The sequence below is a fragment of the Celerinatantimonas marina genome, assembly GCF_046054165.1.
In the GTDB taxonomy this organism is placed as follows: domain Bacteria; phylum Pseudomonadota; class Gammaproteobacteria; order Enterobacterales; family Celerinatantimonadaceae; genus Celerinatantimonas.
Genome location: NZ_JBFNXK010000007.1, coordinates 191,733 through 214,755, shown reverse-complemented (window position 1 = coordinate 214,755; position 23,023 = coordinate 191,733). Strand labels below are relative to the sequence as shown.

At 41.4% G+C, this 23,023-nt stretch carries 23 protein-coding genes; 8 read left to right on the top strand and 15 right to left on the bottom strand.

Translation table 11 applies throughout. The annotated features are described in order from the left end of the window. Positions 1-153: 153 nt before the first annotated feature. Positions 154-948 carry a CHAD domain-containing protein gene (locus ABUE20_RS10085; protein ID WP_408619782.1) on the top strand — a complete coding sequence of 265 codons (795 nt, stop codon included), beginning with the start codon at positions 154-156 and terminating at the stop codon, positions 946-948. 49 nt (positions 949-997) lie between these two features. Here ABUE20_RS10085 and ABUE20_RS10080 read toward each other — a convergent pair whose 3' ends face one another. Continuing rightward, complete coding sequence (locus ABUE20_RS10080) at positions 998-1,144, bottom strand: hypothetical protein (protein ID WP_408619781.1); 147 nt, start codon at positions 1,142-1,144, stop codon at positions 998-1,000. Positions 1,145-1,372: 228 nt separating this feature from the next. Here ABUE20_RS10080 and ABUE20_RS10075 point away from each other — a divergent pair, with 228 nt between their 5' ends. Then, on the top strand, positions 1,373-2,266 hold the full coding sequence (locus ABUE20_RS10075) for a DMT family transporter (RefSeq protein ID WP_408619780.1): 894 nt from the start codon (positions 1,373-1,375) through the stop codon (positions 2,264-2,266). An 81-nt stretch (positions 2,267-2,347) separates the two neighbouring features. On the opposite strand, the gene ulaA is transcribed toward ABUE20_RS10075, so the two are convergent. Genes ulaA through ABUE20_RS10060 form a run of 3 tightly spaced genes read right to left on the bottom strand, consistent with a single transcriptional unit; the run spans position 2,348 to position 4,364 of the window. Then, a complete protein-coding gene (gene ulaA / locus ABUE20_RS10070) occupies positions 2,348-3,616 on the bottom strand; it encodes a PTS ascorbate transporter subunit IIC (RefSeq protein WP_408619779.1) in 1,269 nt (422 codons plus the stop codon). An 11-nt stretch (positions 3,617-3,627) separates the two neighbouring features. Then, positions 3,628-3,906, bottom strand: coding sequence for a PTS sugar transporter subunit IIB (locus tag ABUE20_RS10065; RefSeq protein WP_408619778.1), 279 nt, complete (start codon positions 3,904-3,906; stop codon positions 3,628-3,630). A 14-nt stretch (positions 3,907-3,920) separates the two neighbouring features. Then, the gene (locus tag ABUE20_RS10060; RefSeq protein ID WP_408619777.1) at positions 3,921-4,364 is read right to left on the bottom strand and encodes a PTS sugar transporter subunit IIA; all 444 of its coding nucleotides are present in this window, start codon (positions 4,362-4,364) and stop codon (positions 3,921-3,923) included. A gap of 173 nt (positions 4,365-4,537) precedes the next feature. Here ABUE20_RS10060 and ABUE20_RS10055 point away from each other — a divergent pair, with 173 nt between their 5' ends. Together ABUE20_RS10055 and ABUE20_RS10050 are read left to right on the top strand one after the other, a co-directional pair. Then, positions 4,538-5,590 (top strand): LacI family DNA-binding transcriptional regulator, encoded by a 1,053-nt coding sequence (locus ABUE20_RS10055; RefSeq protein WP_408619776.1) that lies wholly within the window; start codon positions 4,538-4,540, stop codon positions 5,588-5,590. A 490-nt stretch (positions 5,591-6,080) separates the two neighbouring features. Next, a complete protein-coding gene (locus tag ABUE20_RS10050; RefSeq protein ID WP_408619774.1) occupies positions 6,081-7,238 on the top strand; it encodes an iron-containing alcohol dehydrogenase in 1,158 nt (385 codons plus the stop codon). Between the two features lie 130 nt (positions 7,239-7,368). Here ABUE20_RS10050 and ABUE20_RS10045 read toward each other — a convergent pair whose 3' ends face one another. From ABUE20_RS10045 to ABUE20_RS10035, 3 genes are all read right to left on the bottom strand, one after another. After that, the gene (locus ABUE20_RS10045) at positions 7,369-8,370 is read right to left on the bottom strand and encodes a Gfo/Idh/MocA family protein (RefSeq protein WP_408619773.1); all 1,002 of its coding nucleotides are present in this window, start codon (positions 8,368-8,370) and stop codon (positions 7,369-7,371) included. Positions 8,371-8,499: 129 nt separating this feature from the next. Beyond that, complete coding sequence (locus ABUE20_RS10040; RefSeq protein ID WP_408619772.1) at positions 8,500-8,904, bottom strand: GFA family protein; 405 nt, start codon at positions 8,902-8,904, stop codon at positions 8,500-8,502. A gap of 35 nt (positions 8,905-8,939) precedes the next feature. After that, the gene (locus tag ABUE20_RS10035; protein ID WP_408619771.1) at positions 8,940-9,290 is read right to left on the bottom strand and encodes a hypothetical protein; all 351 of its coding nucleotides are present in this window, start codon (positions 9,288-9,290) and stop codon (positions 8,940-8,942) included. A 153-nt stretch (positions 9,291-9,443) separates the two neighbouring features. Here ABUE20_RS10035 and ABUE20_RS10030 point away from each other — a divergent pair, with 153 nt between their 5' ends. The 3 genes from ABUE20_RS10030 to ABUE20_RS10020 all read left to right on the top strand — a co-directional run bounded on the left by ABUE20_RS10030 (position 9,444) and on the right by ABUE20_RS10020 (position 14,315). Then, the gene (locus ABUE20_RS10030; RefSeq protein ID WP_408619770.1) at positions 9,444-10,460 is read left to right on the top strand and encodes a LacI family DNA-binding transcriptional regulator; all 1,017 of its coding nucleotides are present in this window, start codon (positions 9,444-9,446) and stop codon (positions 10,458-10,460) included. A 391-nt stretch (positions 10,461-10,851) separates the two neighbouring features. Continuing rightward, the gene (locus tag ABUE20_RS10025; protein WP_408619769.1) at positions 10,852-12,975 is read left to right on the top strand and encodes an alpha-galactosidase; all 2,124 of its coding nucleotides are present in this window, start codon (positions 10,852-10,854) and stop codon (positions 12,973-12,975) included. A 44-nt stretch (positions 12,976-13,019) separates the two neighbouring features. Further along, the gene (locus ABUE20_RS10020) at positions 13,020-14,315 is read left to right on the top strand and encodes an MFS transporter (protein ID WP_408619768.1); all 1,296 of its coding nucleotides are present in this window, start codon (positions 13,020-13,022) and stop codon (positions 14,313-14,315) included. A gap of 58 nt (positions 14,316-14,373) precedes the next feature. Here the strand turns inward: ABUE20_RS10020 and ABUE20_RS10015 are convergent, their stop codons facing one another. The 3 genes from ABUE20_RS10015 to ABUE20_RS10005 form a co-directional block, all read right to left on the bottom strand. Beyond that, positions 14,374-14,703, bottom strand: a complete 330-nt coding sequence (locus ABUE20_RS10015) for a hypothetical protein (RefSeq protein ID WP_408619767.1) — start codon at positions 14,701-14,703, stop codon at positions 14,374-14,376. Between the two features lie 251 nt (positions 14,704-14,954). Further along, entirely contained in the window at positions 14,955-15,542 is a 588-nt protein-coding gene (locus tag ABUE20_RS10010) for an LURP-one-related family protein (RefSeq protein ID WP_408619765.1), read from the bottom strand. A gap of 418 nt (positions 15,543-15,960) precedes the next feature. Beyond that, on the bottom strand, positions 15,961-16,869 hold the full coding sequence (locus ABUE20_RS10005; RefSeq protein WP_408619764.1) for a DnaJ C-terminal domain-containing protein: 909 nt from the start codon (positions 16,867-16,869) through the stop codon (positions 15,961-15,963). A gap of 185 nt (positions 16,870-17,054) precedes the next feature. On the opposite strand from ABUE20_RS10005, the gene ABUE20_RS10000 reads away from it, so the two are divergent. Beyond that, positions 17,055-18,227 (top strand): pyridoxal phosphate-dependent aminotransferase, encoded by a 1,173-nt coding sequence (locus ABUE20_RS10000; RefSeq protein ID WP_408619763.1) that lies wholly within the window; start codon positions 17,055-17,057, stop codon positions 18,225-18,227. A 175-nt stretch (positions 18,228-18,402) separates the two neighbouring features. Here the strand turns inward: ABUE20_RS10000 and ABUE20_RS09995 are convergent, their stop codons facing one another. The 5 genes from ABUE20_RS09995 to nifV form a co-directional block, all read right to left on the bottom strand. Further along, a complete protein-coding gene (locus tag ABUE20_RS09995; protein WP_408619762.1) occupies positions 18,403-20,085 on the bottom strand; it encodes a DUF262 domain-containing protein in 1,683 nt (560 codons plus the stop codon). A 205-nt stretch (positions 20,086-20,290) separates the two neighbouring features. Continuing rightward, positions 20,291-21,136: a peptidylprolyl isomerase gene (locus ABUE20_RS09990; protein ID WP_408619760.1), complete on the bottom strand. Its 846-nt coding sequence runs from the start codon at positions 21,134-21,136 to the stop codon at positions 20,291-20,293. Beyond that, positions 21,129-21,569, bottom strand: coding sequence for a nitrogen fixation protein NifZ (locus ABUE20_RS09985; RefSeq protein ID WP_408619759.1), 441 nt, complete (start codon positions 21,567-21,569; stop codon positions 21,129-21,131). The genes ABUE20_RS09990 and ABUE20_RS09985 overlap by 8 nt, the downstream gene beginning before the upstream one ends. Beyond that, positions 21,566-21,886, bottom strand: a complete 321-nt coding sequence (locus ABUE20_RS09980; RefSeq protein ID WP_408619758.1) for a nitrogenase-stabilizing/protective protein NifW — start codon at positions 21,884-21,886, stop codon at positions 21,566-21,568. The genes ABUE20_RS09985 and ABUE20_RS09980 overlap by 4 nt, the downstream gene beginning before the upstream one ends. After that, the gene (gene nifV / locus ABUE20_RS09975; RefSeq protein ID WP_408619757.1) at positions 21,873-23,021 is read right to left on the bottom strand and encodes a homocitrate synthase; all 1,149 of its coding nucleotides are present in this window, start codon (positions 23,019-23,021) and stop codon (positions 21,873-21,875) included. Before nifV ends, ABUE20_RS09980 begins: the two co-directional genes overlap by 14 nt. Positions 23,022-23,023 lie beyond the last annotated feature (2 nt).

Below are 23,023 nucleotides of genomic sequence, written 5' to 3'. Positions count from 1 at the left end.
AAACTATGAAATAAGTTTAAAATTTCATCATCATTTGGCTCTATACTCAATAAATACGTTCATATTGCTCAACCCGCTACCGGCAACAACGAGTGGCGAACCGAGATAGACCATTCGCAAAATGGCCCATATGATCACGATGTGGGATGCCTGATGATGCCTATTTACTTAAACCGTTATATGACTGACCAGTTGGACACTATCGATAGTTGCTATCGTCATTTAATGGGGACTCCCACTGAAACAACTATCCATGAATTACGAGTAGCGCTGCGAAGGCTGAAACCCGCCTTAAAAATATTGATCCATTTGGAATCTCACACAAAAAAACAACGACAGCTTATAAACTCAGTAAATACATTGGATCAGTTATTTAAAATCTTATCTCGCCCCAGAGATTTGCAAGTTCAAGCTGAGCTATCCGATGCCTTCATACACGAGCAACCACAGTTTGAAACCATCTTGGGGCCTTATATAAATGAGCTGAAACACCAGATACAAATATTGCACCAAACACTGTTGCAACAAGTGATTCAACTCAACATACCAACTACAATTCGTCGACTACAAGATAACGGTCAGCATCCAGTCAAAGAGAAACAATCCGCGCAGCTGATCCAGTCACAACGGCAAAAATACAAAGCAAAATTACAACAATCATTGAGAGCTTTACATTCTTGCCCGGAACAGTTTCATCAAACCCGAATCCAGTTAAAAAAATACCGCTACGCGCTGGAGCTTTATACCGCCACCACTGGGGCCCATAAACAAAAACGAATCCAGCGACTTAAAGATATTCAGGATGCACTAGGGACCGCCAATGATCTGCATAATGCCATCCAGCTCATGCAATTTTATCAGGTCGATATACAAGCGATCACCCCGATTCAACAGCGCTATATCGATTGCCGAACCCAGTCTATTCAGGAGCTATTCAAACAATTCTGATGCAATATTGGTGTTCCCTATCACTCATCATCCCGTTACTCAAATAAAATTAACGGTTGGTAAAACCAGCAAGCTGCCCGGTGTATGGTGGTTCAACCCATGCAGCCACAGCAATGATTAAAATCCCATGTAAAAATAACGGGGCACTAACAGCACCAAAATTATTAATTGCAGATGATTTAGCTACTTTAAACATAAGGCAATACTTTGATTTAATTATATTCTCGGTCGATATCGGTTATCGAGAGCCCCCAACCTAAAGGATATCTATATATCTTGAACCATTTTAATCTCAAAAAAGAAGATGCTATTTATATAGGGAATGAAAAAAAGATATCACCGGGGCCAATCAATCGGGATCACGAAACGAAACGTTATCACCAACACTATACGATCAGGGACCAATAGGAGTTAAATCAGTTTTATGAATAAATCAGTCGCTATTCTAACACTGCTCATCATTTCTGCCTTATGGGGAGCTCAATATCCTGTCATCAAATATCTGGTCCAATCGGGGCTATCGCCGAGTGAAATTACTTTTTACCGAATTATTATTGGTTTTTTAGCATTAGCACTCTACATGCTTTGGAAAAAAGAAAAATTTCCTACAACTCTAAAATTTTGGGTTTTATCTGCTTCCCTTGGGTTATGTGGTGACTTTTTTGCACAATATTTAATTGCACTGGGTCAACAGACTATCACCGCAGGATTTTCATCTATTCTTATAGCAACCTCACCCTTTTTTACATTTTTGATCCCTTATTTCATTCCGGGGCAACATTTGAAAAAGCCCCATACAACTCAGCTAATATCATTATTTTTTGGGCTCATCGGCATTGTCTTGCTGAGCTATAAACAATTGCAAATGTCTACCCATATATTTGCGATTGCTTGCCTAGTTGGGGCCTCTCTAATGTTTGCGATTGTAAATATTATTGCTGAATACGCTAGAGACTATTCGGGACTTTCAATGAGCACGGCTTCCGTATTCATTATGAGCATGACCCTACTCCCAATGAATTATCACAACTTGTTTTCATTCGATACGATTTCAATACCTGCTATCTCGGGGATTCTATTTTTAGCCATCTTCTGCACCGCGATTTCTTTTATATTGATGCTATTTTTAGCTCAAGGAACCAATGCCGTCTATCTATCTTACAGCAACTTTTTGGTACCCGTATTTGGAGTCTTATTCGCAGTACTGTTGATCCATGAAACCATACAACCTGAAATGATTATCTCCATTTTATTTATTTTCTTAGGTATTGTGTTGCTCAACTTTAAAAAATCCCGTAACAAACAAATCTATGATTAAGCATAGATACCATCACTACTATTCAGATCAATCAAGATAAAAAAGCCTGCCATATTTGGCAGGCATTGTTGCTTCAAACGACTAATGGAAGAGCTGCACAATATGCCCTAACAAAATACCTACAACACCAAAATCGGAGTCACTAAAAGTCGTATTTGAATATCCAAGACTACCTAAAACAGGTAATAAGAAAACCGGTAAAAATGTAATGAGTAACCCTTCACAAAAAGAGCCGATAATCGCACCACGACGTCCCCCCATGGCATTACCAAATACACCTGCAGTTGCACCAATAAAAAAGTGAGGAACCACACCTGGAATAATCACGGTAATATGAGCCAGATAACAGATCAACATCCCTACTAACCCAGCAATAAAACTGCTGATAAAACCAATTAAAACCGCATTCGGCGCATAAGGAAAAACAATAGGACAATCTAATGCAGGTTTGGAATTAGGTACCAGTTTATCTGAAATCCCTTTAAACGCTGGCACGATTTCAGAGATCAACATTCGAACACCCTGCAAGATGATGTAAACACCTGCGGCAAATGTAATCGCCTGAAGGAGTGCAAAAACAATCCAGTACTGTCCATGACTTACGCCATTCACAAAATCTTTTCCTGCAAAAGCACAGGAAACTAAAAAGATCACAGCCATAGTGCAGGAGATCGCAACCGGAGTATCTCTTAAAAACATCAGTGATTTCGGTACTGCAATATCTTCTGTTGATTTCAGTTTGTTGCCCACTCTTTTGGCTATGAAGCCAGAGAATACATAAGAAAAAGTCGAGAAATGTCCTAATGCAATATCATCAGAGCCTGTAATTTCACGCATATACGGCTGAGCCAACGCTGGCATCAATACCATAATAATGCCTAATACAACTGAGCCTAATGCAATGAGTGCAACACCACTCATTCCCGCTGCAGTAAGAATTGCGGCAATCATCACAGCCATATATAAAATATGATGTCCAGTCAGGAAAATATATTTCCAAGGCGTTAACCGGGCAATGATGATATTAACAATCATCCCAAAAAACATAATCAGAGCCATTTCCTTACCAAAAGATTTCTGGGCAATGGCAACGATTGCTTCATTGGTTGGAACAACACCATGAATACCAAATGCAAATTGAAATATTTTTGAAAAATCTCCAAGAGCAGCAATGACAATCCCTGCTCCGGCACCAATAATCAAAAAACCCATTGTGGTTTTAATTGATCCTTTAATACATTCATCAACCGACTTTTTCTGAACTAATAGTCCGATCAATGCAATTAAACCGACCAATACAGCTGGAACCGACAGGACATCATAAATAATAAAATGAAAAAATGTGCCCATGACTATTGCTCCTATGCGTTAAGTTGACTGATTGCAGTTAATATTTTTTCTTTCATGGCTTTCTGATCCACAATATTATCCAATGAGACAACTATTCCAGAATTCACTGAAAACTGACTGGTAATATCTCGCGTTCCAATATAAATATCAGAATGTGTTCCATGAACTGAAGAGAGATCGACATGATCGATGTCATAATTAGTCCCTTCGGCATCTAATATTTTTTTAATCATGATTTCCATCATGAGACTACTACCTAATCCATTACCACATACGACTGTTATTTTCATAATTGTTCTCTCTTTCAGTATTTATTCAGGACAGAGTACACTTCGTCTAGATCTTGACTATTAATGAGTTGTGCAATATCCCCTTCGTTTAAAAAAAGTTCAGAGACACTAGCAATAATTCCGACATGGGAATTTTTATCAGTTGCAGCCAATGTCACAATTAAATACACCGGATCATTATCAGGAGATCCAAACGAAACGCCCTCTTTAATAATGGTCATTCCCAGTGCTAGCTGATTAACGCCATCTTCAGGTCGTGCATGTAAGAGCGCAATTCCTGGGCCCAATACATAATAAGGGCCAATTTTAGCGTGCATCTCAAAAATAGCTTCTTTATAGGAATCGCAGATACTGCCATCATCTAAAAGAGGCTGTAGGGAAATATCCACAGCTTCTCGCCAATCAGTAACAGAATCAGTTAAAACAATCCTCGATTTAGGTAAGATAGATGTCAGCATACAGAATCCTTGTAATAACGTATTTGTTACATTTGTACACTGAATGAGACATGTTATTTTGTGATATACATCACCAAGATAAAAAGGATCATGTTAGTTATAACATCGACACACATGTTTATACTGAATATGTGATATATATATCATTGTCAAAGCAAAGAGCAGGAAAGCACGTGGAAGAAGAAAAAAAAGCAAGTCGAAAAAAAAGCGTCACTTTGGCCGACATTGCTAAAGTTGTAGGCGTCGGGAGTATGACGGTTTCCCGAGCTTTAAGAACACCAGAAAAAGTCTCGGACTCCGTACGAGAAAAAATAGAAAAAGTAGCATTAGAATTGGGTTACCAGATCCCAATTCAGACTCAATCTACTCAAAAAACCGGCCTGATGTTGATCTACTCCTCTGATTACCTCGCGTATACGGAGCTATTCTCGTCACTCAGAGAGATGCTGAAACAAGCCGGTATTAATTTCATTATTGACTCATCTATTGGTAATGCGGTTGAAGAAAATCAAAAACTTCGGTTATTATCATTCATTAAACCCTCTTTTATTATTTTGTCTTCAGCCCCGCATAATGGTGAAACAGTATCCCTGCTCAATACATTAAATATCCCTGTCATTGAAATATTATCGGAAACACCAATCCCTGTAGATATCAATATTGGGATCTCTCAACAAAGTGCCATGTATAACCTCACTTTGAAACATATAAAATATGGTTACTCAGAAATTTGTTTTGTATGTGAAAATCAAGATAATTGGAAAATTAAACAACAAATTATAGGATGGCAACGTGCGATGATATCGCAAGGGCTTAATCCAGATAAAATCTTAAGCCTTTCCGATGTATTTTCATATACAAAAAGCTCAACATTACTTCCAGAAATTCTGTTTAAATGGCCAACAACTCAATTGATTTTATGTAGTAACATGCAAATTGCAAATGCACTGATTTGTGAGTGCTTTCGGCGAAAAATAAAAATTCCGGAAGTCATTTCACTAGCCAGTCTTGGTAGCCATGATATTGCACAGAACCTTTACCCTAGTTTAAGTAGTGCTGACATTCCTCTCTTTGAACTCGCGAAAGAAATTTATACGACCATTAAAAAATGTATCAATGGGCATCCCATTGAAAATAAAAAAATTATAAAAGAGGTAGCCATAAAACTAAGGGGAAGTTCTTGTATCGGTAACAAAAGTGACTTTAAACACAATGATTGGATTTAGTCTTTTTATATTGTATCTATAAATACATGCAATCATATTTAATCTATGATCTGCATGTTTTTTTAATTTATGAAATGACTTGATCTATTTATATTGATGATTAATCTACTCTCCACATACACCTATCCTATTATTACTGTGACAAAACAACAGGTAAGATTAGGCAAAGAACAAATAGAATCAGGTATTCAAGCATAGTGCTATATACACTATATTTATGCGCAATAAAAGCAACTGCTTTATGTTTCTATTTATAACTCAAATATACAATGGCTACTTATTATTAACAAATTTATTTGTGGTGTTACACTTAGACTAAAAGCAGCATATTCACAATCTCTATTGTGGCTATCGCACTTTTGATGAAAGAGTGTGACTTAGCGAAAGTTTTTATCTTCTATTACCACGGCATACTGATGTGTACAAGTATTAGCCAGCGGTAAATAGACATCAGTCATCGTCACAAAGACGAACGGAGCAAGTATAAAATATGAATAATTTTACATATTGGAACCCAACTAAAATTTATTTTGGTGAAGGGCAGATTGCGAGCCTGAAAGATGAAATCCCGGCAGGTGCTCGAGTCTTGATCACTTACGGTGGTGGAAGTATCAAAAAAAATGGTATTTTCGATCAAGTCACCGCCGCTCTGGAAGGAATCACTTTCTTTGAATTTGGTGGTATTGAACCGAATCCTCACTATGAAACTTGTATTAAAGCTGTTGAATTTGCGAAACAAGAAAACATCGATTTCATGTTAGCGGTGGGTGGCGGTTCCGTCATTGATGCCACTAAATTTATCGCAGCAGCCACCAAATATGAAGGCAACCCATGGGACATTATGACAACCTTTGGTGGCGCAGTAACCGGTGCGGTTACCGTAGGTTGTGTGCTCACGCTTGCCGCAACTGGCTCAGAAATGAACCCAACCTCAGTAGTCACTCGAGCCGAAACTCAGGATAAATTGTTTTTCAATTCAGATTATGTCCGTCCTAAATTCTCGATTTTGGATCCGAAAACCACCTACTCTTTACCACCTCGACAGGTTGGAAACGGTGTAGTCGACTCCTTTGTTCACGTCCTTGAACAGTATGTAACCTATCCGGCCAATGCCAAAGTTCAGGATCGCTTTGCTGAAGGTTTGTTATCTACCATTCTAGAAGATGGACCCAAAGCCTTAAGTGAACCTGAAAATTATGACGTCCGCGCCAACTTAATGTGGAGTGCGACTCAGGCTTTGAATGGTTTACTGGCAACCGGCGTCCCGGGGGACTGGGCCACTCACCTCATTGGCCAGGTCATTACAGGTTTCTATGGTCTAGATCACGGTCAGACACTTGCCGTTATTCTACCAGCCGTATGGCAATACAAAATTGAACAGAAAAAACAAAAATTAATTCAATATGGCCAACGTGTCTGGCACATTCAGGAAACCGATCCAGACACAATTGCAACACAGGCGATTGAACGCACACGTGAGTTCTTTGAAACCATGGGAGTTCAGACCAAATTATCTGATTATGGCCTCGACGCAAAAATCATCCCTAATGTGGTCGCCAAATTAAAAGAGTACAATTTTACCCAGTTGGGTGAAAATGCAGACATTACACCTGATGATGTTGCTAAAATACTTGAATTAGCTTTATAAACAACTTTCAGGAGCGTTGTGATACAACGCTCCTTTTTATAGCTTCGAACACAACTTCTAAACGCTTCATCGTTTTAATAAAATTCAAATACTAAATACGCTAAATTCCTAAACCCATCACATGGGCACATCATTGCGCATAGAGCAGATGCTTAAATCCCATTTCAATCAAACTATTCTCCATGATTGAAATAACTGCGCGACTAGTTTCTGAACGTAAAATATCAGACTGCAGCTTATTCGTCAGAATCAACTCAGACACATGCTCGATTTCATATTCAAAACCACCACCCCGCTCAGGCGTTGTCAGTTGCTGCTCATGCCCCTGATAACAAATATCGATTGTTTTTGGGTTCCACCACTTTTCATGAATGACAATCTTCAAATCAGGTCCAAGAATCACTGCTTCTTTGGATAAATCTCGCGTAATCGAAGCTCCCATCGCTCCTTGGATTGGAGCATCAAACAGAAATGTCACGGTCTCATCCACTTTGGACTCGGGATTATCCTGAATAAGTTGGAGGGACGGTTTCATGATAGGTGTCTGAGTCAAATGGCAGAGATCGGCATACAACCATAACGCATACACACCGACATCCAATGTGGCCCCACCGCATAAATCCGAATTAAACAGACGATTGCTGACATCGAACGGATTTGAAAAGCCAAAGGCTGCGGCGACAGAATCTATCTGCAAATGATTTTCCCATATAAACCGTCGAAGATGCTGATAGGCCGGAAAAACCACTGATTTCATCGCCTCACAAAGCACCACCTGTTTACTCTGGGCGAGCGCCTGCATCTCATCCCAGTCTTTCAGATTGGTAAAAGCAGGCTTTTCCACTAAAACATGTTTTCCATGGCTTAGAAACAGTTCTACCATACTTCGATGTAACGGGTTAATCCCCGCAACATAAACGGCTTCAACCAAAGGATCTTGCGCCAATTCTAGATAAGAGCCATAACTGACCGGGCACAACCAAGCACCAGCAAATTGCTCGGCTCGCGGCAACTGGCTGGCCGCGACTGCATATAATTCAGCATTTTCAGCTTGCTGGGTTAAATCAGCAGCAAAGCGATGCGCAATTCCACCTAAACCGGCGATTCCCCAACGGACTTTTTGATGACTCATTCTGTGTACCCTTCATCTACGCAAATTAACTATCCACCGATATATCGTTAAAAAACAGATCGGAACCTAGCGAACCTCAGTCTTTGACATCCCCAGCACCACCAAGCAAATTTTTTCAACAGACGCTTATCATTTTAACGGTGGCCGCTCTTCGTACTGAGGAAGCTCATCGTGAATTTCATCCCATTCAGCTTTTGAACCTACAAAAATATGTGCAGTCGGTTTTAGTTGTATCGGTGTATCCAACGTTCCAATCCGCAGCCGCAATATTTCGGGCTGAGAGGGACGACGACTGACTAAAGGGGAGCCGCATTTTTTACAAAATAACCGAAACACCCCGGGCGTGGATTCAAATTCAGAGATAAATGCCGTCCCAGAGGTAATTTTGAATTCGTTACTTTTAACAACGGCATTTACCGCAAATGCAGACCCATTAGCTTTACGACATTTAGAACAATGACACATAACAGGAGACCCGAGCTCTCCACTGATTTCATACTGAATCGAATGACAGAGACAACTTCCCTTTAACATAGATCCCCCATTACGTATTTAAATGAATGACTTTATTAAAAGACCATCACATGATCAATTTGATAACGATTGTCTCTGAAAACCAAAACCATTTCGGCGACATATTCGCCTTCAGCTTTAGAGCAATACTGCTTCCATATCACGACCGCTGAATCGGGCCGCCGTAAAACAGCTAATGGTTCACGGTGTAACCAGCTGCCTTTTTCAGCCTGAGACTGCTGACATACATGCGCTAAATATTCAGGCGTGACAATATTCTTCATCCTATCAGTAAAATCTCGCACATGCCGACCATGATCCACATCAGTCGATGCCTGCATTAAATTATCCATCATAGGATCCGCAATATCCCGAATGGCCTGTTCTGACATTTGCTGAAAATTCATGAAGTTTCCTTAACATAACTGACTGATACCGCGTATCAACCTTTTCTATTCTATGATTTCAAATGAATCACTTTCAATGGGGGATCACTCCCTTATCTATGATAATAAAACTATGATATCCTTAATATTAATTCAAACAGTCTACGAACTAAGATGTCCTTAAAAAAAATTGCCAAAGAGTTAGGTATATCAGTCACCACCGTCAGTCGGGCAATTAACGGCTATAGCGATGTTGCCCAGGAAACCCGGCAAAAAGTACTGGATGCAGCACAAAAGATGGGATATCAACCTAACATGATGGCCCGCCGGTTGAAAATGGGGAAAATCGACTCCGTCGGACTGTTACTCCCAGCACAGTCGTTGCATGGAGATAATACCATGCTGTTAGAGATTGTCGCAGAAACCAGTCACCATTTAGCGAAACAGGATATTGATCTACTGCTGATATCCGATGACGATAACGAACAATCCGACATGCTACTGCGCACCATCCAAAGTCGAAAAGTCAACGCGCTCATCGTCGCCCATACCCGCCCACAAGACAGCCGTCTGGAATTGTTACAGCACTATAACTTTCCATTCGTTGCAATGGGTCGAAGCCAGTTAGCCAAACCTTATGCTTGGTTTGATTTTGATAACCAACAAGGAACCTGGCTGGCAACTCGGCATTTAATCGCGCAAGGTCATACCCGTATTGCTCTGTTATGTAACGATTCACCACAAACCTTTGCGATTCAACGTAAGCAAGGTTATCTACAGGCATTACAAGAATCCGGGATGAAAGCAGATAGTTCATTAATATTGGCACTGCCTAATTCCCGTCGTCGCAGCTATGAAGCAACTTTGCAACTATTACAGCAATCCAACGCACCTACAGCAATCGTAACAACGGATAGTTTATTTGGTGAAGGTGCCGCACTGGCCTTACAAGAGCAAAAATTACTGCCTCATGGAATTGCTCTTATCGCTTATGATGGTCTGCCACCCGATTCCATTATCACTCAAGATGTATCGTCTATCACTCAGGCCACCAGCCAAGAAGTAGGCCAACAAATTGCCAGTATGATGCTTTCTTTACTTCAGGGAGAAAAACCTGAAAATTTACAGGTCCTGTGGCAGCCCCAGCTTCACTTGGGTGAAACCTCCGGTCATCCCCTACTTCAGGGATAATTAGTCTTTCAGATTATTTTCACAGTCATCTAAGCCTGATTTAGGCCAAACAGCGATTGGGTCGTCTCACTTTTTTCACACAAACGATCTAACCCCATCAATCAGAGCCTGCTACAACCACCATTCTAAGCATGACCTTCGGCAACAGCGGCTTATTCCAATGATCGTCCCTGTCATCCACGAGCCCCTCCACCGATCAACAGAGTGCTTTTCCTTGGATAACACATTCTTGGTATTCGCTACTGAGCAATACCGAGAGAGCCGCACAATATTCATACAGAGTTAGGACATTCATCATTTTTTTGCGACTCATCACATTACCGAAACGTTTCGGTTTTAATCCGAAACGTTTCGGGTATCGTTCATATAAATTTTAGTTTGGAGTCTAAACATGAAATCAATTGTTCGCTTACAGAGCCAAAGTAACGATATTGTGATCCGCTGCGCCCCTAGGGCCGAAATTATTTATTGGGGACCCCACCTAACCCATTTTCAGGAAAATGATATTGAGTCGTTAATCCGTCCGATTGCCAATGGCCGACTGGATGTGGATACCCCAATCACCCTCGCAGCTGAAAATGGTAGCGGCTTATTTGGTTCTCCCGGGCTCGAAGGGCATCGTCACGGTCAAGATGCATTCCCTATTTTTACAACGCAGTCTATTTCTCACCACCAGCAACGATTAGTGATTGAAGCCACTGACGAAATCGCCAAACTGCGCTTCACTTCAGAGTTTTATCTAGATCCGGATACCGGAGTTTTACAGCTACGAAATGGCATCACTAATTTAACATCACAAACCTGGCAACTCGAACGATTGGCCGTTACCTTGCCCATTCCCGAAAGAGCCTCTGAAGTCATGGCATTTCATGGCCGTTGGTTAAGAGAATTTCAGCCTCACCGCGTTGCCCTCACTCACGGTTCCTATTCTCAGGAAAGCCGGCGAGGACGGACTTCTCATGAGTACTTTCCTGCGATGATCATCGGGGAACCCGGCTTTAACGAACAAAATGGTGCTATTTGGGCGCTGCATTTAGGTTGGAGTGGCAATCATCGAATCCAAGCCGATGTAAAAACAGATGGCCGCCGTCTGGTACAAGCTGAAGCTCTTTATTTCCCCGGGGAAATTGAGTTAGAAGCAAATGATACCCACTGGACTCCCTGGGTATATGCCACTTACTCCGGGCATGGCCTCAATCACATGAGCCAGCAATATCATAGCTATCTACGCCACCACATTATCCGGTTTGCTGAAAATAAACCTCGCCCGGTTCATTTGAACACTTGGGAAGGGATCTACTTTGATCACGATCCTGAATATATTATGCAAATGGCAACCAAGGCAGCTCAGATTGGGGTTGAGCGATTCATCATTGATGATGGCTGGTTTAAAGGACGCCATGATGACCAAGCCGCTCTGGGCGACTGGTATCTGGATACCGAAAAGTACCCTAATGGCCTCACACCAATTATTGATCACGTCCGCAAGTTAGGGATGGAATTCGGGATCTGGTTTGAACCTGAAATGATTAATAAAAACTCGATGCTCTATCAAGCCCATCCAGACTGGTTATTAGAGCTTCCAGGCTATGATCAACCAACCGGTCGCTACCAGTATGTATTAGATCTCTCCAATGATGATGTTTTCCGTTATCTGTTGGAACGGTTAACCGCCCTACTCAACGAATATCCTGTCGACTATATCAAATGGGATATGAACCGGGAGCTCGTCCAACCCTGCCACCAAGGGAAACCTCATGCCTACCAACAAACTCTGCGCTTTTATGAACTGCTGGATATTTTACATGAACGTTTTCCAAATACAGAAATCGAATCCTGTGCCTCCGGGGGTGGACGAATTGATTATGAAGTCTTAAAAAGAACACAACGTTTCTGGGCCTCAGACAATAACGATGCTTTAGAACGTCAAACCATTCAGAAAGGAATGAGTTACTTTTTCCCGCCGGAAGTCATGGGGGCGCATATTGGGAACAAACATTGCCATGCCACACGACGCCAACATAGCATTGAATTCAGAGGGATCACCGCTCTGTTTGGACATATGGGTATCGAATTAGATCCAGTCAAAGCGGAGATCAGTGAATTAGATGGATACACAAAATATGTAGCACTCCATAAGCAATTCCGATCTCTAATTCATTCCGGACAATTCTGGCGTGTTGATATGTCCGATCCAAGTATACAGGTTCAAGGCGTCGTTAGTCCGGCCCGAGAACAAGCCCTATTCAGCATCGCACAACTGGCTATGCCTGATTATACCTTAGCAGGACAACTCCGTTTTCCTGGATTAGCTCCCGATGCGACCTATAAAGTCACACTCATAGACCACCCTGATATCAAACCCGTCCGAGAAGGGGGACATACCATGCGAGATTTACCCATTTGGATGAATCAGTCGATTCGAGTTTCAGGCGAGTGGCTGATGACAGCCGGGTTATCTCTGCCCATTTTGGATCCCGAAACAGCCATTCTCATTTCATTAACACGTCAATAAATCTGGAACGATTAGTCTGGTCTAATGAATAAAAGGTAATAATTATGAAAACGAACCATTCACCTGAGACAACCTACACCTATTTACACAATAAGAACTTCTTAATATTCAGCGCGCTCATATTTCTTTATTTTTCTATCATGGCAACCTGTTTTCCATTTTTACCCATCTGGTTATCCGATGTGGTGGGAATCAATAAAGGTGACACCGGGCTAGTTTTTTCTTGTATTGCTTTGTTTGCCATCATACTTCAACCCATCATGGGAATGATATCCGACAAACTTGGCTTAAAAAAACATCTACTTTGGATCATCATTATTCCATTGCCATTTTTTGCGCCTTTTTTCCTCTACGTTTTTGGCCCACTGCTAAAATTTAATGTCATTCTCGGTGCGATTGTCGGCGGATTATACATCGGTTTTGTATTTTCCGCCGGTGCCGGAGCCATTGAAGCCTATGTCGAACGTGTTAGCCGACAAAGCTTTTTTGAATATGGTAAAGCGCGCATGTTTGGGTGTATCGGGTGGGGTCTTTGTGCGGCCAGTGCAGGAATACTATTTAATGTGAAACCCGAACTGGTCTTCTGGATGGGGTCAATAGCCGCATGTATCATTGTGGTACTCATGCTCATGGCGAAACCCGGTGTCAACCCTACAGCTAAAGTGATCGATTCTCTGGGCGTGAATAGCAGTCAGTTTAGTCTGCGAATGGTCGTACAGCTTTTTAAACTCCGTTCATTCTGGATGTTTGTCCTGTATGTCATTGGTGTTGCCTGCATCTATGATGTATACGACCAGCAATTTGCCAATTACTTCAAAACGTTTTTTAGTACACCAGAAAAAGGAAATGAAGTTTTCGGCTTTGCTACCACGGCCGGCGAAGCGGCCAATGCCATCATCATGTTCTGCGCTCCCTGGATTATTAATCGGATCGGCGCTAAAAAAACACTGCTTATTGCGGGTTCGATTATGAGTATTCGTATCGTCGGCTCAGCGCTAGCCAGTAACGTCTATGAAGTGGTGATGCTAAAAATGTTGCACGCATTGGAAGTCCCATTTCTGCTAGTCGGAGCCTTCAAGTATATTAATGTGACCTTCGACACCCGGTTGTCAGCCACTATTTACTTAATCGGTTTTCAGTTTTCCAAACAACTTGGATCGATTTTTTTATCAACTATCGCCGGAGATCTATATGACAAAATCGGCTTTGAAGATACCTACTTCATGCTCGGAGGCATTGCCTGCACAGTGACATTAATTTCGGCAGTTACTTTAACGGGGCACAAAAAAGCCAAGCTTGCAAAAAACTTAAACCTTTCTCTTAACGAACAAAAATTATAATTCTCTAAGTCAGAGCCTTTTAGGCTCTGACTTTTATCTTCACCGCAGCATACCTGCCCTATAAAATACAACTAATCAATGCGAATAATGCTAGCGGAATCACCCAGTATTGAACCGGAATAAAGAACAGAGAATGAGTCGTTTTTAAAGTCACCAGCTGCCCCGTTTGCCTATCAATCAACTCTCTCCCAGGCTGATTATTAAGCTTACAACCAACAAACCAGACCGCTATAGCACTCAGAATCATTGCGACTGTGATATCAAAATGATGAAGGTGTCCGGCAATTCCCTGAGGAAGCATATCCATCATCGATACCACCGCCAGCGTGATTATAATTACAATGGGTACGACTAAAATTCCCCAACCTCTCCATATAACAATAAACATTCCCTCTCCTTTATCTCATAACAATGATCTAAAAACAGCCCATAAATAGTTTCTAAACTAAATGTCCATTGAACATAGGGCCAGAATAATATAACAATACTTAAAAGCAGGTCTTTCTATCATTTCCCAAAAATTCAGGCCATACTCATAAAACGATGTTCATGGATGACACTCAGTTTTTCGGAAAGAATTGCCATATCAAAAAATTTCCAGAAACCGACATAAAATCAGCTTGAATTGGTTATTTATAATTATTCTTTCAATACCATATCAATACACATAACAGCAGCCAGGATCAATTTTCGAATCGGATCATCGGCAGCAACATCTTCAGCAATTTTTAATACATAATTATCAGCACTAGTGAATAATTCTTTTCCCAAACCGGCCCATTTTTTTGAAACATGAGCATACTCTTTGTCATTATCCTTAAAATGAAAATCCCAACCGGTCCATTTACCTTTCAGCTGACACACGGGTTGATAGTCTTTATTTAATACGTCGAACTTACCGCCAATTGAGAATAATTTCTGAGAAAATCCACCGAGAACATTATTATTCTGATCTCTCACGGTCACTTTCGATAAAAAGATTGAAACACCACGTTTAATCCGAACAATACGGTTACCATTAGGTTCAGTAATTTGAATATCAAAGGGTGTCATTCGTTTATATTTAGAGAATCGGAAAATTTTAGTCAATAAACCCAATGAAGGCTCCCGACATTCCATAATAATTTCACCGGTTTCTGGATCGTAAATGTCATAGTTATTCGCTGCTTTAAACAATCCCAGATGCTCTTTGACTAAAAATAAATTCTTATTGATGACATCACTCATAACTCACATTTTCCCTGTAAAATGAGATGGTAAACGTATAATCTTCGTTCGAAAATCGGCGCATTATCCATGAATTCATCAATAAATACCAATACTTAATAATGATTTAAATGAAAATAGATTAGCCTTTTAGTATTAGTGATTTAAGGTTATATTTTTATGAATAGTATGTAAATAGACCATTTTTACAATACAAATGATTTGTTGCCTTATTGCAACCCAACGCTCTCTATTTTTTGTACAGGAAAAAGAGAGTGATCGTTCAGTTTTACGGCACAGTCTCAAATTTAAGGAATAATGATTGAATATAGAATCATCAACAATGAAGGGGATAAACGACAATAAAATAAAGCTGGTTTACCACAACTATAAACCAGCCCCAAAAATGTACCTCTGAAACAGAGATATAGGGTTGTTCCTATTTCAGATGAAATGCGTTTTTAAACGCCTGATAAGCCTGACGAGCCTGATCATTATCCGCTTTAGGTAATTCAATTTGTAACTCAATATACAAATCGCCTGGGACTTTCCCCGGTAATCCTCGCCCTTTAAGCCGCAGTTTCCGACCTCCGGATGAATTGGCCGGGATCTTCATATCGATCATCTTCCCATCTGGCAGCGGCACCGATACTTTTGCGCCCAGAGCCGCATCCCAAGGAGCCACCGAAAGCTGATATGAAACATCACTGCCATCAATCTGATAGGGGCTATTCGGATCAAAGCGGACTTCTAAATATAAATCGCCAGCAGCACCGCCATTAGAGCCAGCCCCACCCTGACCGGAGAGACGTATTTTCTGCCCCGGTTTAATCCCTTTTGGGATCCGGACATTCAGAGATCGTGACTCACCATTCGGCGATCTAAATGAAATAGGTCGCTGGGCACCTGAATAACTATCGGCTACATCAATAGTGATCCTGGCGTTGACGTCTTCACCCGATTGTCGAAAAGCGCCCCCTTGCTGATTAAAACCAGAAAATCCTCCACTGCGTTGTCCGAAGATGTTCTCAAAGAAATCACCAAAATCGCCTTGGCCACCAAATGGATTACTCCCATTAAAGCCGCTGCTATTTTGCCAACCACCATGAGCACCACCACCAGAGGCCGCTTTCCACTGGCTACCATATTGGTCATAGGCCGCACGTTTTTGTGAGTTACTCAGCACTTCATAAGCTTCCCCCACTTCTTTAAAACGCTGCTCAGCATTGGCTTCTTTACTGACATCCGGATGATATTTACGAGCCAATTTACGGTAAGCTCGTTTAATCGCCTGCTCATCCGCATCTTTTGATACACCAAGGATCTGATAGTAGTCTTTATTGCTCATGCTGCTTGATTAACCTCGTTCAAAACAACACCACGAATTTAATATACTTTCTTTATAAATGGGGATTCATAAAGAAATAACAAGTCACCCTGAAAACAGCATGCAGATAGTCTTGACACGTTGCTTAAAACGATGACTAAATAGTTTATAAACAAAGCGATTTAAATCTAACAAGGATCAGTTGCATGTTATCCTTAATCAATCCCATTGCGAAACAATTAGAAGAATCCTCTATCCGGGCCGTAGCTAATTACGGCATGACTCAACCGGATGTGATCCCTCTCTGGTTTGGTGAATCCAATCAACCGACTCCAGAGTTTATTCGTCAGGCAGCGGCCGATAGTCTATTGCGAGCGGAAACCAAATATACCCCCAACACCGGTATTCCGGAATTGCGTCGGGCCATTGCCAATTATCAAAGCCAACTTTTTTCAGTTCCAATTCATGCCGATAATATTGCCGTCACCGTTTCAGGAACCAATGCCGTGATGGTGGCTTGCCAAACATGTTTAAGTGCCGGTGATAAAGTCGTCGCCATTGAACCTATTTTCCCAACTTTAACCGCTATTCCAACACTATTGGGCTGCAAGGTCACAACCGTTGCCTTAAGTACCGATGGCAATCGCTTTACCTTAGATCTCAATCGGTTGTTTGATGAGTTAAAAGACGCCAAAGCATTTATCATCAATAGCCCATCAAACCCAACCGGTTGGACAGCTAGCCTTGAATTACTCGAACAGATTCTGACTTTTTGCCGTGAGCATAAAATTTGGATTATTAGTGATGAAGTCTACTCAAGGCATGTCTTTGATCAGCGCGCCGCGCCTTCTTTTTGTCAATTGATCAATGAAGAAGATCTAGTCATTGTCTGCAACAGTTTTTCCAAAGCATGGGCCATGACAGGATGGCGTTTAGGCTGGCTAAATGTTCCCCGCCCATTAGAGCCGATCGTTCGCAAACTGCAAGAATTTAATATGTCTTGTGCCAGTGGTTTCAGTCAGGCCGGAGGGCTCGCGGCCATCAAGAATGGGGAAAACTATGTCCGGGAATCCGTACAAGCCTTGCATCAAAGTAGCCAAATGGTCGAACATATATTAGGGAACATTGACGGTTTAACATTATTTGAACGCCCAGCGACCTTTTATGCATTTTTGCATCTAGAGCGACTCCCGGCCAACAGCCAACCTTTTTTACGGCAGATGATTGATGAAGTGAAAGTGGGTGCCGCTCCCGGAGAAGCCTTTGGGAAAGCCGGTGAAGGCTGTATTCGGATCTGCCATGCCGCACCACTAGATACCCTTGAAGTCGCCCTCTCGAGAATGCGTGAGTTTATTCTCCGCTGGCAAAAAAATAACTAAAAGTCAGTCATGTCCAATAAAAAGGCTTCATCAGGATAGATAGGGCTTAGCCCTATCTAAAATTTAATCAGGTCTGACGGATACTCTAACCCACTTATGCCCCAAAACGTGTTTGGGGCAGGTATGCTTTACAACAATAGAATTTCTATTTATTTTTTGAATGTATCTCTTATCCTTAGTCAACACGCCATGTCTGAACAGCTTGCTCGGCTATCCATTTCTGTTGCTCATTAACAGTATCTAAGTTCCATTCAGCATACTCAGTGACTTTTTTGGCTAAAAGGTATGGAGCTTTACGATACGCATCTTTCTTTTGTTCAAAAGTTGCTCGTTTTAAGTTATCTTTATCAAGTAGAAGCATATTTCCTAAACGGTCTTTAACGTCAGTAATACCTTCACCAAAGCTATCAACCCATTGCTTTTCGGGATTATAAGGACAAATATGTTCCAGAGTTGTTTTGTTGAAGTCACAATTAAATCCAAGATAATTTTCAATCTCAGCAAGTAGAAACCTTATTTTTTTCGCGGTTTGCCTACTTGGCATTCGATGAAATTCAAAAGCATTAAAGAACATACCATCATTTGGGTACAGTTTTTTAAACTCTTCACTATTCTTTATGTGACTTGCTCTTTTATATTCTTTCCCCGATACCTTCATTGCTATTTGGTTGTAGAGTGACTCTTGTTCACTCGGTGACAAATGGCAAATTACGTTATATCGAATAGACAGAACATATAAATATTTGACTGTTTTTACAAACTCATCTGGCGTGAAGTACTTAAATGCTGGGAGTAGAACTGCTAGTGGTTGTTTAATATTGAACAACCTAATACCAACTAAGAATTTAAGGGAATCTCTGTATTCTTGGGATTGCTCAGCCCACCACGAATCACTAGGGTTTATTAGTGACGCATAAATTGGGGCATACTCTATTAGATCTTTAAGATAAGCATAGGCTTCTGGAGGAGTAGTAACTACTCTGCGCATAGAAGAAAAAAGCTCTTTTTTAGTGACCATTTTCCTACGTAAGTTGTAATGATATCGGACAAAGTCAGACACATTACTTTCGCCTAACTGAGCTATTAGCTCAGACCAATTCTCATCTAAGTTGTCTAACTCTTCATCATCAATATCATCGTTTTTAGTGACGATTGAAAACAAATAGTTTTTTAATAGATCTGGGGTTGAAAGCTGAACTCCACGCGCATTCAGAGTTTCAAAAACTTTGTACGCATTTAGATCATCTTGCACAATAATCTTTGTAAAGATCATTGCTGAAGAAAACTTCATTATGAACTGTGCAATCTCTGCCCCAGTAGCACCAAACTCTTTTGCGCTAAAGAAGTCAAAACACTTTCTAATTAGCTTATTAGTAGAAGTGATCCCTCGATGATTTGGTGCTTCAAGTGTCGAGCATATTTGCTGGAAATATCTATTGTTATTGCGATTCAGTTCTAGTTTGCTGACCACTTTCAATGAAACTAGGTTTTTATTACCAACAAAATTCTTGGTAAGTTCATCAAGTCTTTCTTTGTTATCTTCCTCATCTTCACCTCTTTCAATCATATCTGAAAGAGCCTTCATTGCTGCCAGAACAATTAGTGAAAGTGTCACTAGCCTTTGTTGACCATCAATTACTCCATACTGATACTGTTCAGTTTGTTGTAAAACTATGTAGCCCATGTAATGGAAACCTTCTTCATCTATGGCATTTATGTCATTCCAAAGGTCTTCCCACTGTTCAATATCCCAAGCGTAATCACGTTGAAATCTGGGAACTAAGTATTTATTTGAGCCACCAATTAACTCAAAAAAATTCTCATTTTTGGGTTCCATTAACATAAACTGCTTTGCCATATGAGGTTCCTAAATAAGTTATTGATATAAATATATTATACTATCTATGGTTTACTACCATGTTTTATCCTTACTTCATGTGACGAGATCGCATTTCGAAACACGCTTTTGTCCAAAAACGAGTGACGATAGATTGGGTAGAAATTATACGATTAACCCATCTTTCATAATCGTCACTATCGGATTTGGTACAGATAAGTACAATTTACGATTCTAAAATGGGCTGATTTGCCATAATCGATGCAACCCAGCGTCGTTCGGCCTGCTTTTGCAATTTCTGATACAACTGCTGAGCCAATGCTTCTTTCACATCGTCAAAGCTGCGCTCAGATGGGGCAATATGCGCTTCACACAATAGAATATGAAATCCCATCGGGGACTCAATAGGCTCGCTGATTTCACCATCACGCATCGCAAAAGCCACCGCATCTAGTTCAGGATAAAGCTGCCCCTGTGACACAGCGCCGATCAATCCCCCCTGCATCGCTGACGGACACTCCGAATATTGCTCTGCCATTTCAATAAATCGTTCAGGTTGTTTTTGCAAGGCTTGATATTTTTCCTGCATCCAAGGCACCAACATTTCACGCCGGTTTTCTTCATATTCGTCATTTAATGTTCTTAATATATGCCGAACCCGAACCTGTGCTGGCCGATAAAATTTTTCCGGATGTATATCGTAATAATGTCTTAATTGTGCAGATGAGGGAGCTTCAACACTTCGTCGCACTTGATTGAGTGCTGATTCAGCTTGTAACGCCTGAATTAAGCCTGATTTTAGCAATTCATCGCTTAGCTCTAACCAACATAGTGCCTGTTCAAACGCTGCTGGCTCATTAAACTGGCTCGTTAACTCTTCCCGGGCCTGTTTAATCTGTGCCGCACTAACCGCAACTTTCGACTGATGTGCGACCTGAATTTCAATTTGCTGAGCCTTACTAACTTGGATTAACAGCGAATCAAGCTGCTGTGCACTCAAAAACTCAGGAGCACAACCATAATTGGTCAGAGAAAACCGTAAAAGTGGATAGCGTAATTCCTGTTTAATCATCGCACTCCTCCAGAGTCGCTTCAGCAATCAAATAAAGCTTATCATCCCCAAAATTCACATGGTAACGGATGGGAATTTCATCCCTTAATACCCGTAAAATCTGCCCGACACTTCCCGCTTTAACCCGAACCTCGCCATGAACACTCAGGCTTTTCGTCGTGATGACTTTCTGGCGAAAAGCAAAACGACTTTCGTTCCAGATCTCATCAATCCCTAACAGCTCAGCTTCACGAAGGCCGACTTCATATCCATATTCCGGGAAAAACACTGAATAAATAAGCTGATCTTGAAGAAATAGTCCGCGCCCGCGAACCTCTCCGATGGCCCCCGGGCTGACCAATAAATCACCACGGTCAAGCCCTAAAAAACTACCATCGTTATACACGCGATTCGCAGCCCGAACCTGATCACCAATTTGAAACCGTTCATTCATTCGATATCCTTAAACAAATCATTGAAAGCAACCCGACTCGGCCGCATTCGCTGATAAACGGCCAAAGGAGATGAATGACTAATACTCTCCCCAATTTGTTCCTGATAGGCCTGAGTCAATAACTCCGCCGCTAGATCAAACGCAGCCTCTGTCGGTACCGGCTCAGTAACCGCTGCAATCTTTAACTGAAAAGCTTTTAAAATGTGCAGGTGCCGAGCGGTCACTTTATCCACATCAAATGGAATTTTAAAAAAAGTAAAAAAATCATAAATCGTCATCAGATCAACGACGCCAGGAATCTCTTTAAACCACTGCATCTAAGGCTCCAGAATGATGGGACAATCCCCAATAAAGATTTAATAAACAATGTTGATCCAATGTTTCTTTATGGATCTGTGCATACTGGCGTACCCGGGATAACAAAAGATTGATTTCTCGATCAGTAAGCTTTAACCCTAATTGCTGATAGGCCCATTCCAATGCATGTCGTCCTGAATGTTTACCAATCACTAAATGATGGGTTCGGCCTAATAACGCTGGATCAACCCCTTGATAATTTCGGGGATCTTTCAGTAGTCCGGCGACATGAATACCCGATTCATGGGTAAATACCGCATCCCCAACCAATGCCTTCCCTGCCGCAATAGGGCGATTTGCAGCCTGACTGACAAATTCACACAGCGTCGGTAGATGATCCCACTGAATGTTATAGTCCCAATGGCAACACTGATGTAATGCAATAGCCATTTCTTCAAGTGGGGCATTTCCTGCACGCTCACCTAAACCCAAAACGGTCGTATTAATACTTTTGGCTCCGGCCTTCACGGCCGCCAGTGTATTGGCAGTTGCCATACCTAAATCATTATGTGCATGCATTTCAATAGGAAGGGAGCATACCGAACGTAGAAAACGGATCCACCGCTGAGTTGAAAATGGATCCAAGATCCCTAAAGTATCGGCAAAACGCACTCGATCCGCTGCATTCACCTGTGCTACCTTCACTAATGCGGCTAAATCTTTACGCTTGGCTCGGGAGGCATCTTCAAGCCCAACACAAACCTTTAATCCCAATGATTTAGCATAAGTGATTTGAGTCGCCAATAAAGCATGTAATTGAACTTCAGTTAACCCCAATTTATGCTGCCGCTGCAGAGCTGACCCCGGTACGGAAATATCCACCCAATCCACACCTAATGATGCGGCTATGGTAATATCTTCTTCCCGGGCTCGGCACCACACCATCATACTGACATCAGGGAGAGCTTCTCGAAGTCGCAAAATATCACTTTGCTCTTCACTTCCCATCGCTGCGATACCGACTTCCAGCTGATTCACCCCCACTTCAACCAGCTTTTTAGCAATTATGACTTTTTCCTCCGGGGAGAATGCCACCCCGGGAGCCTGCTCACCATCACGTAACGTGGTATCGTTAATGACCAAAGATTCATACATGA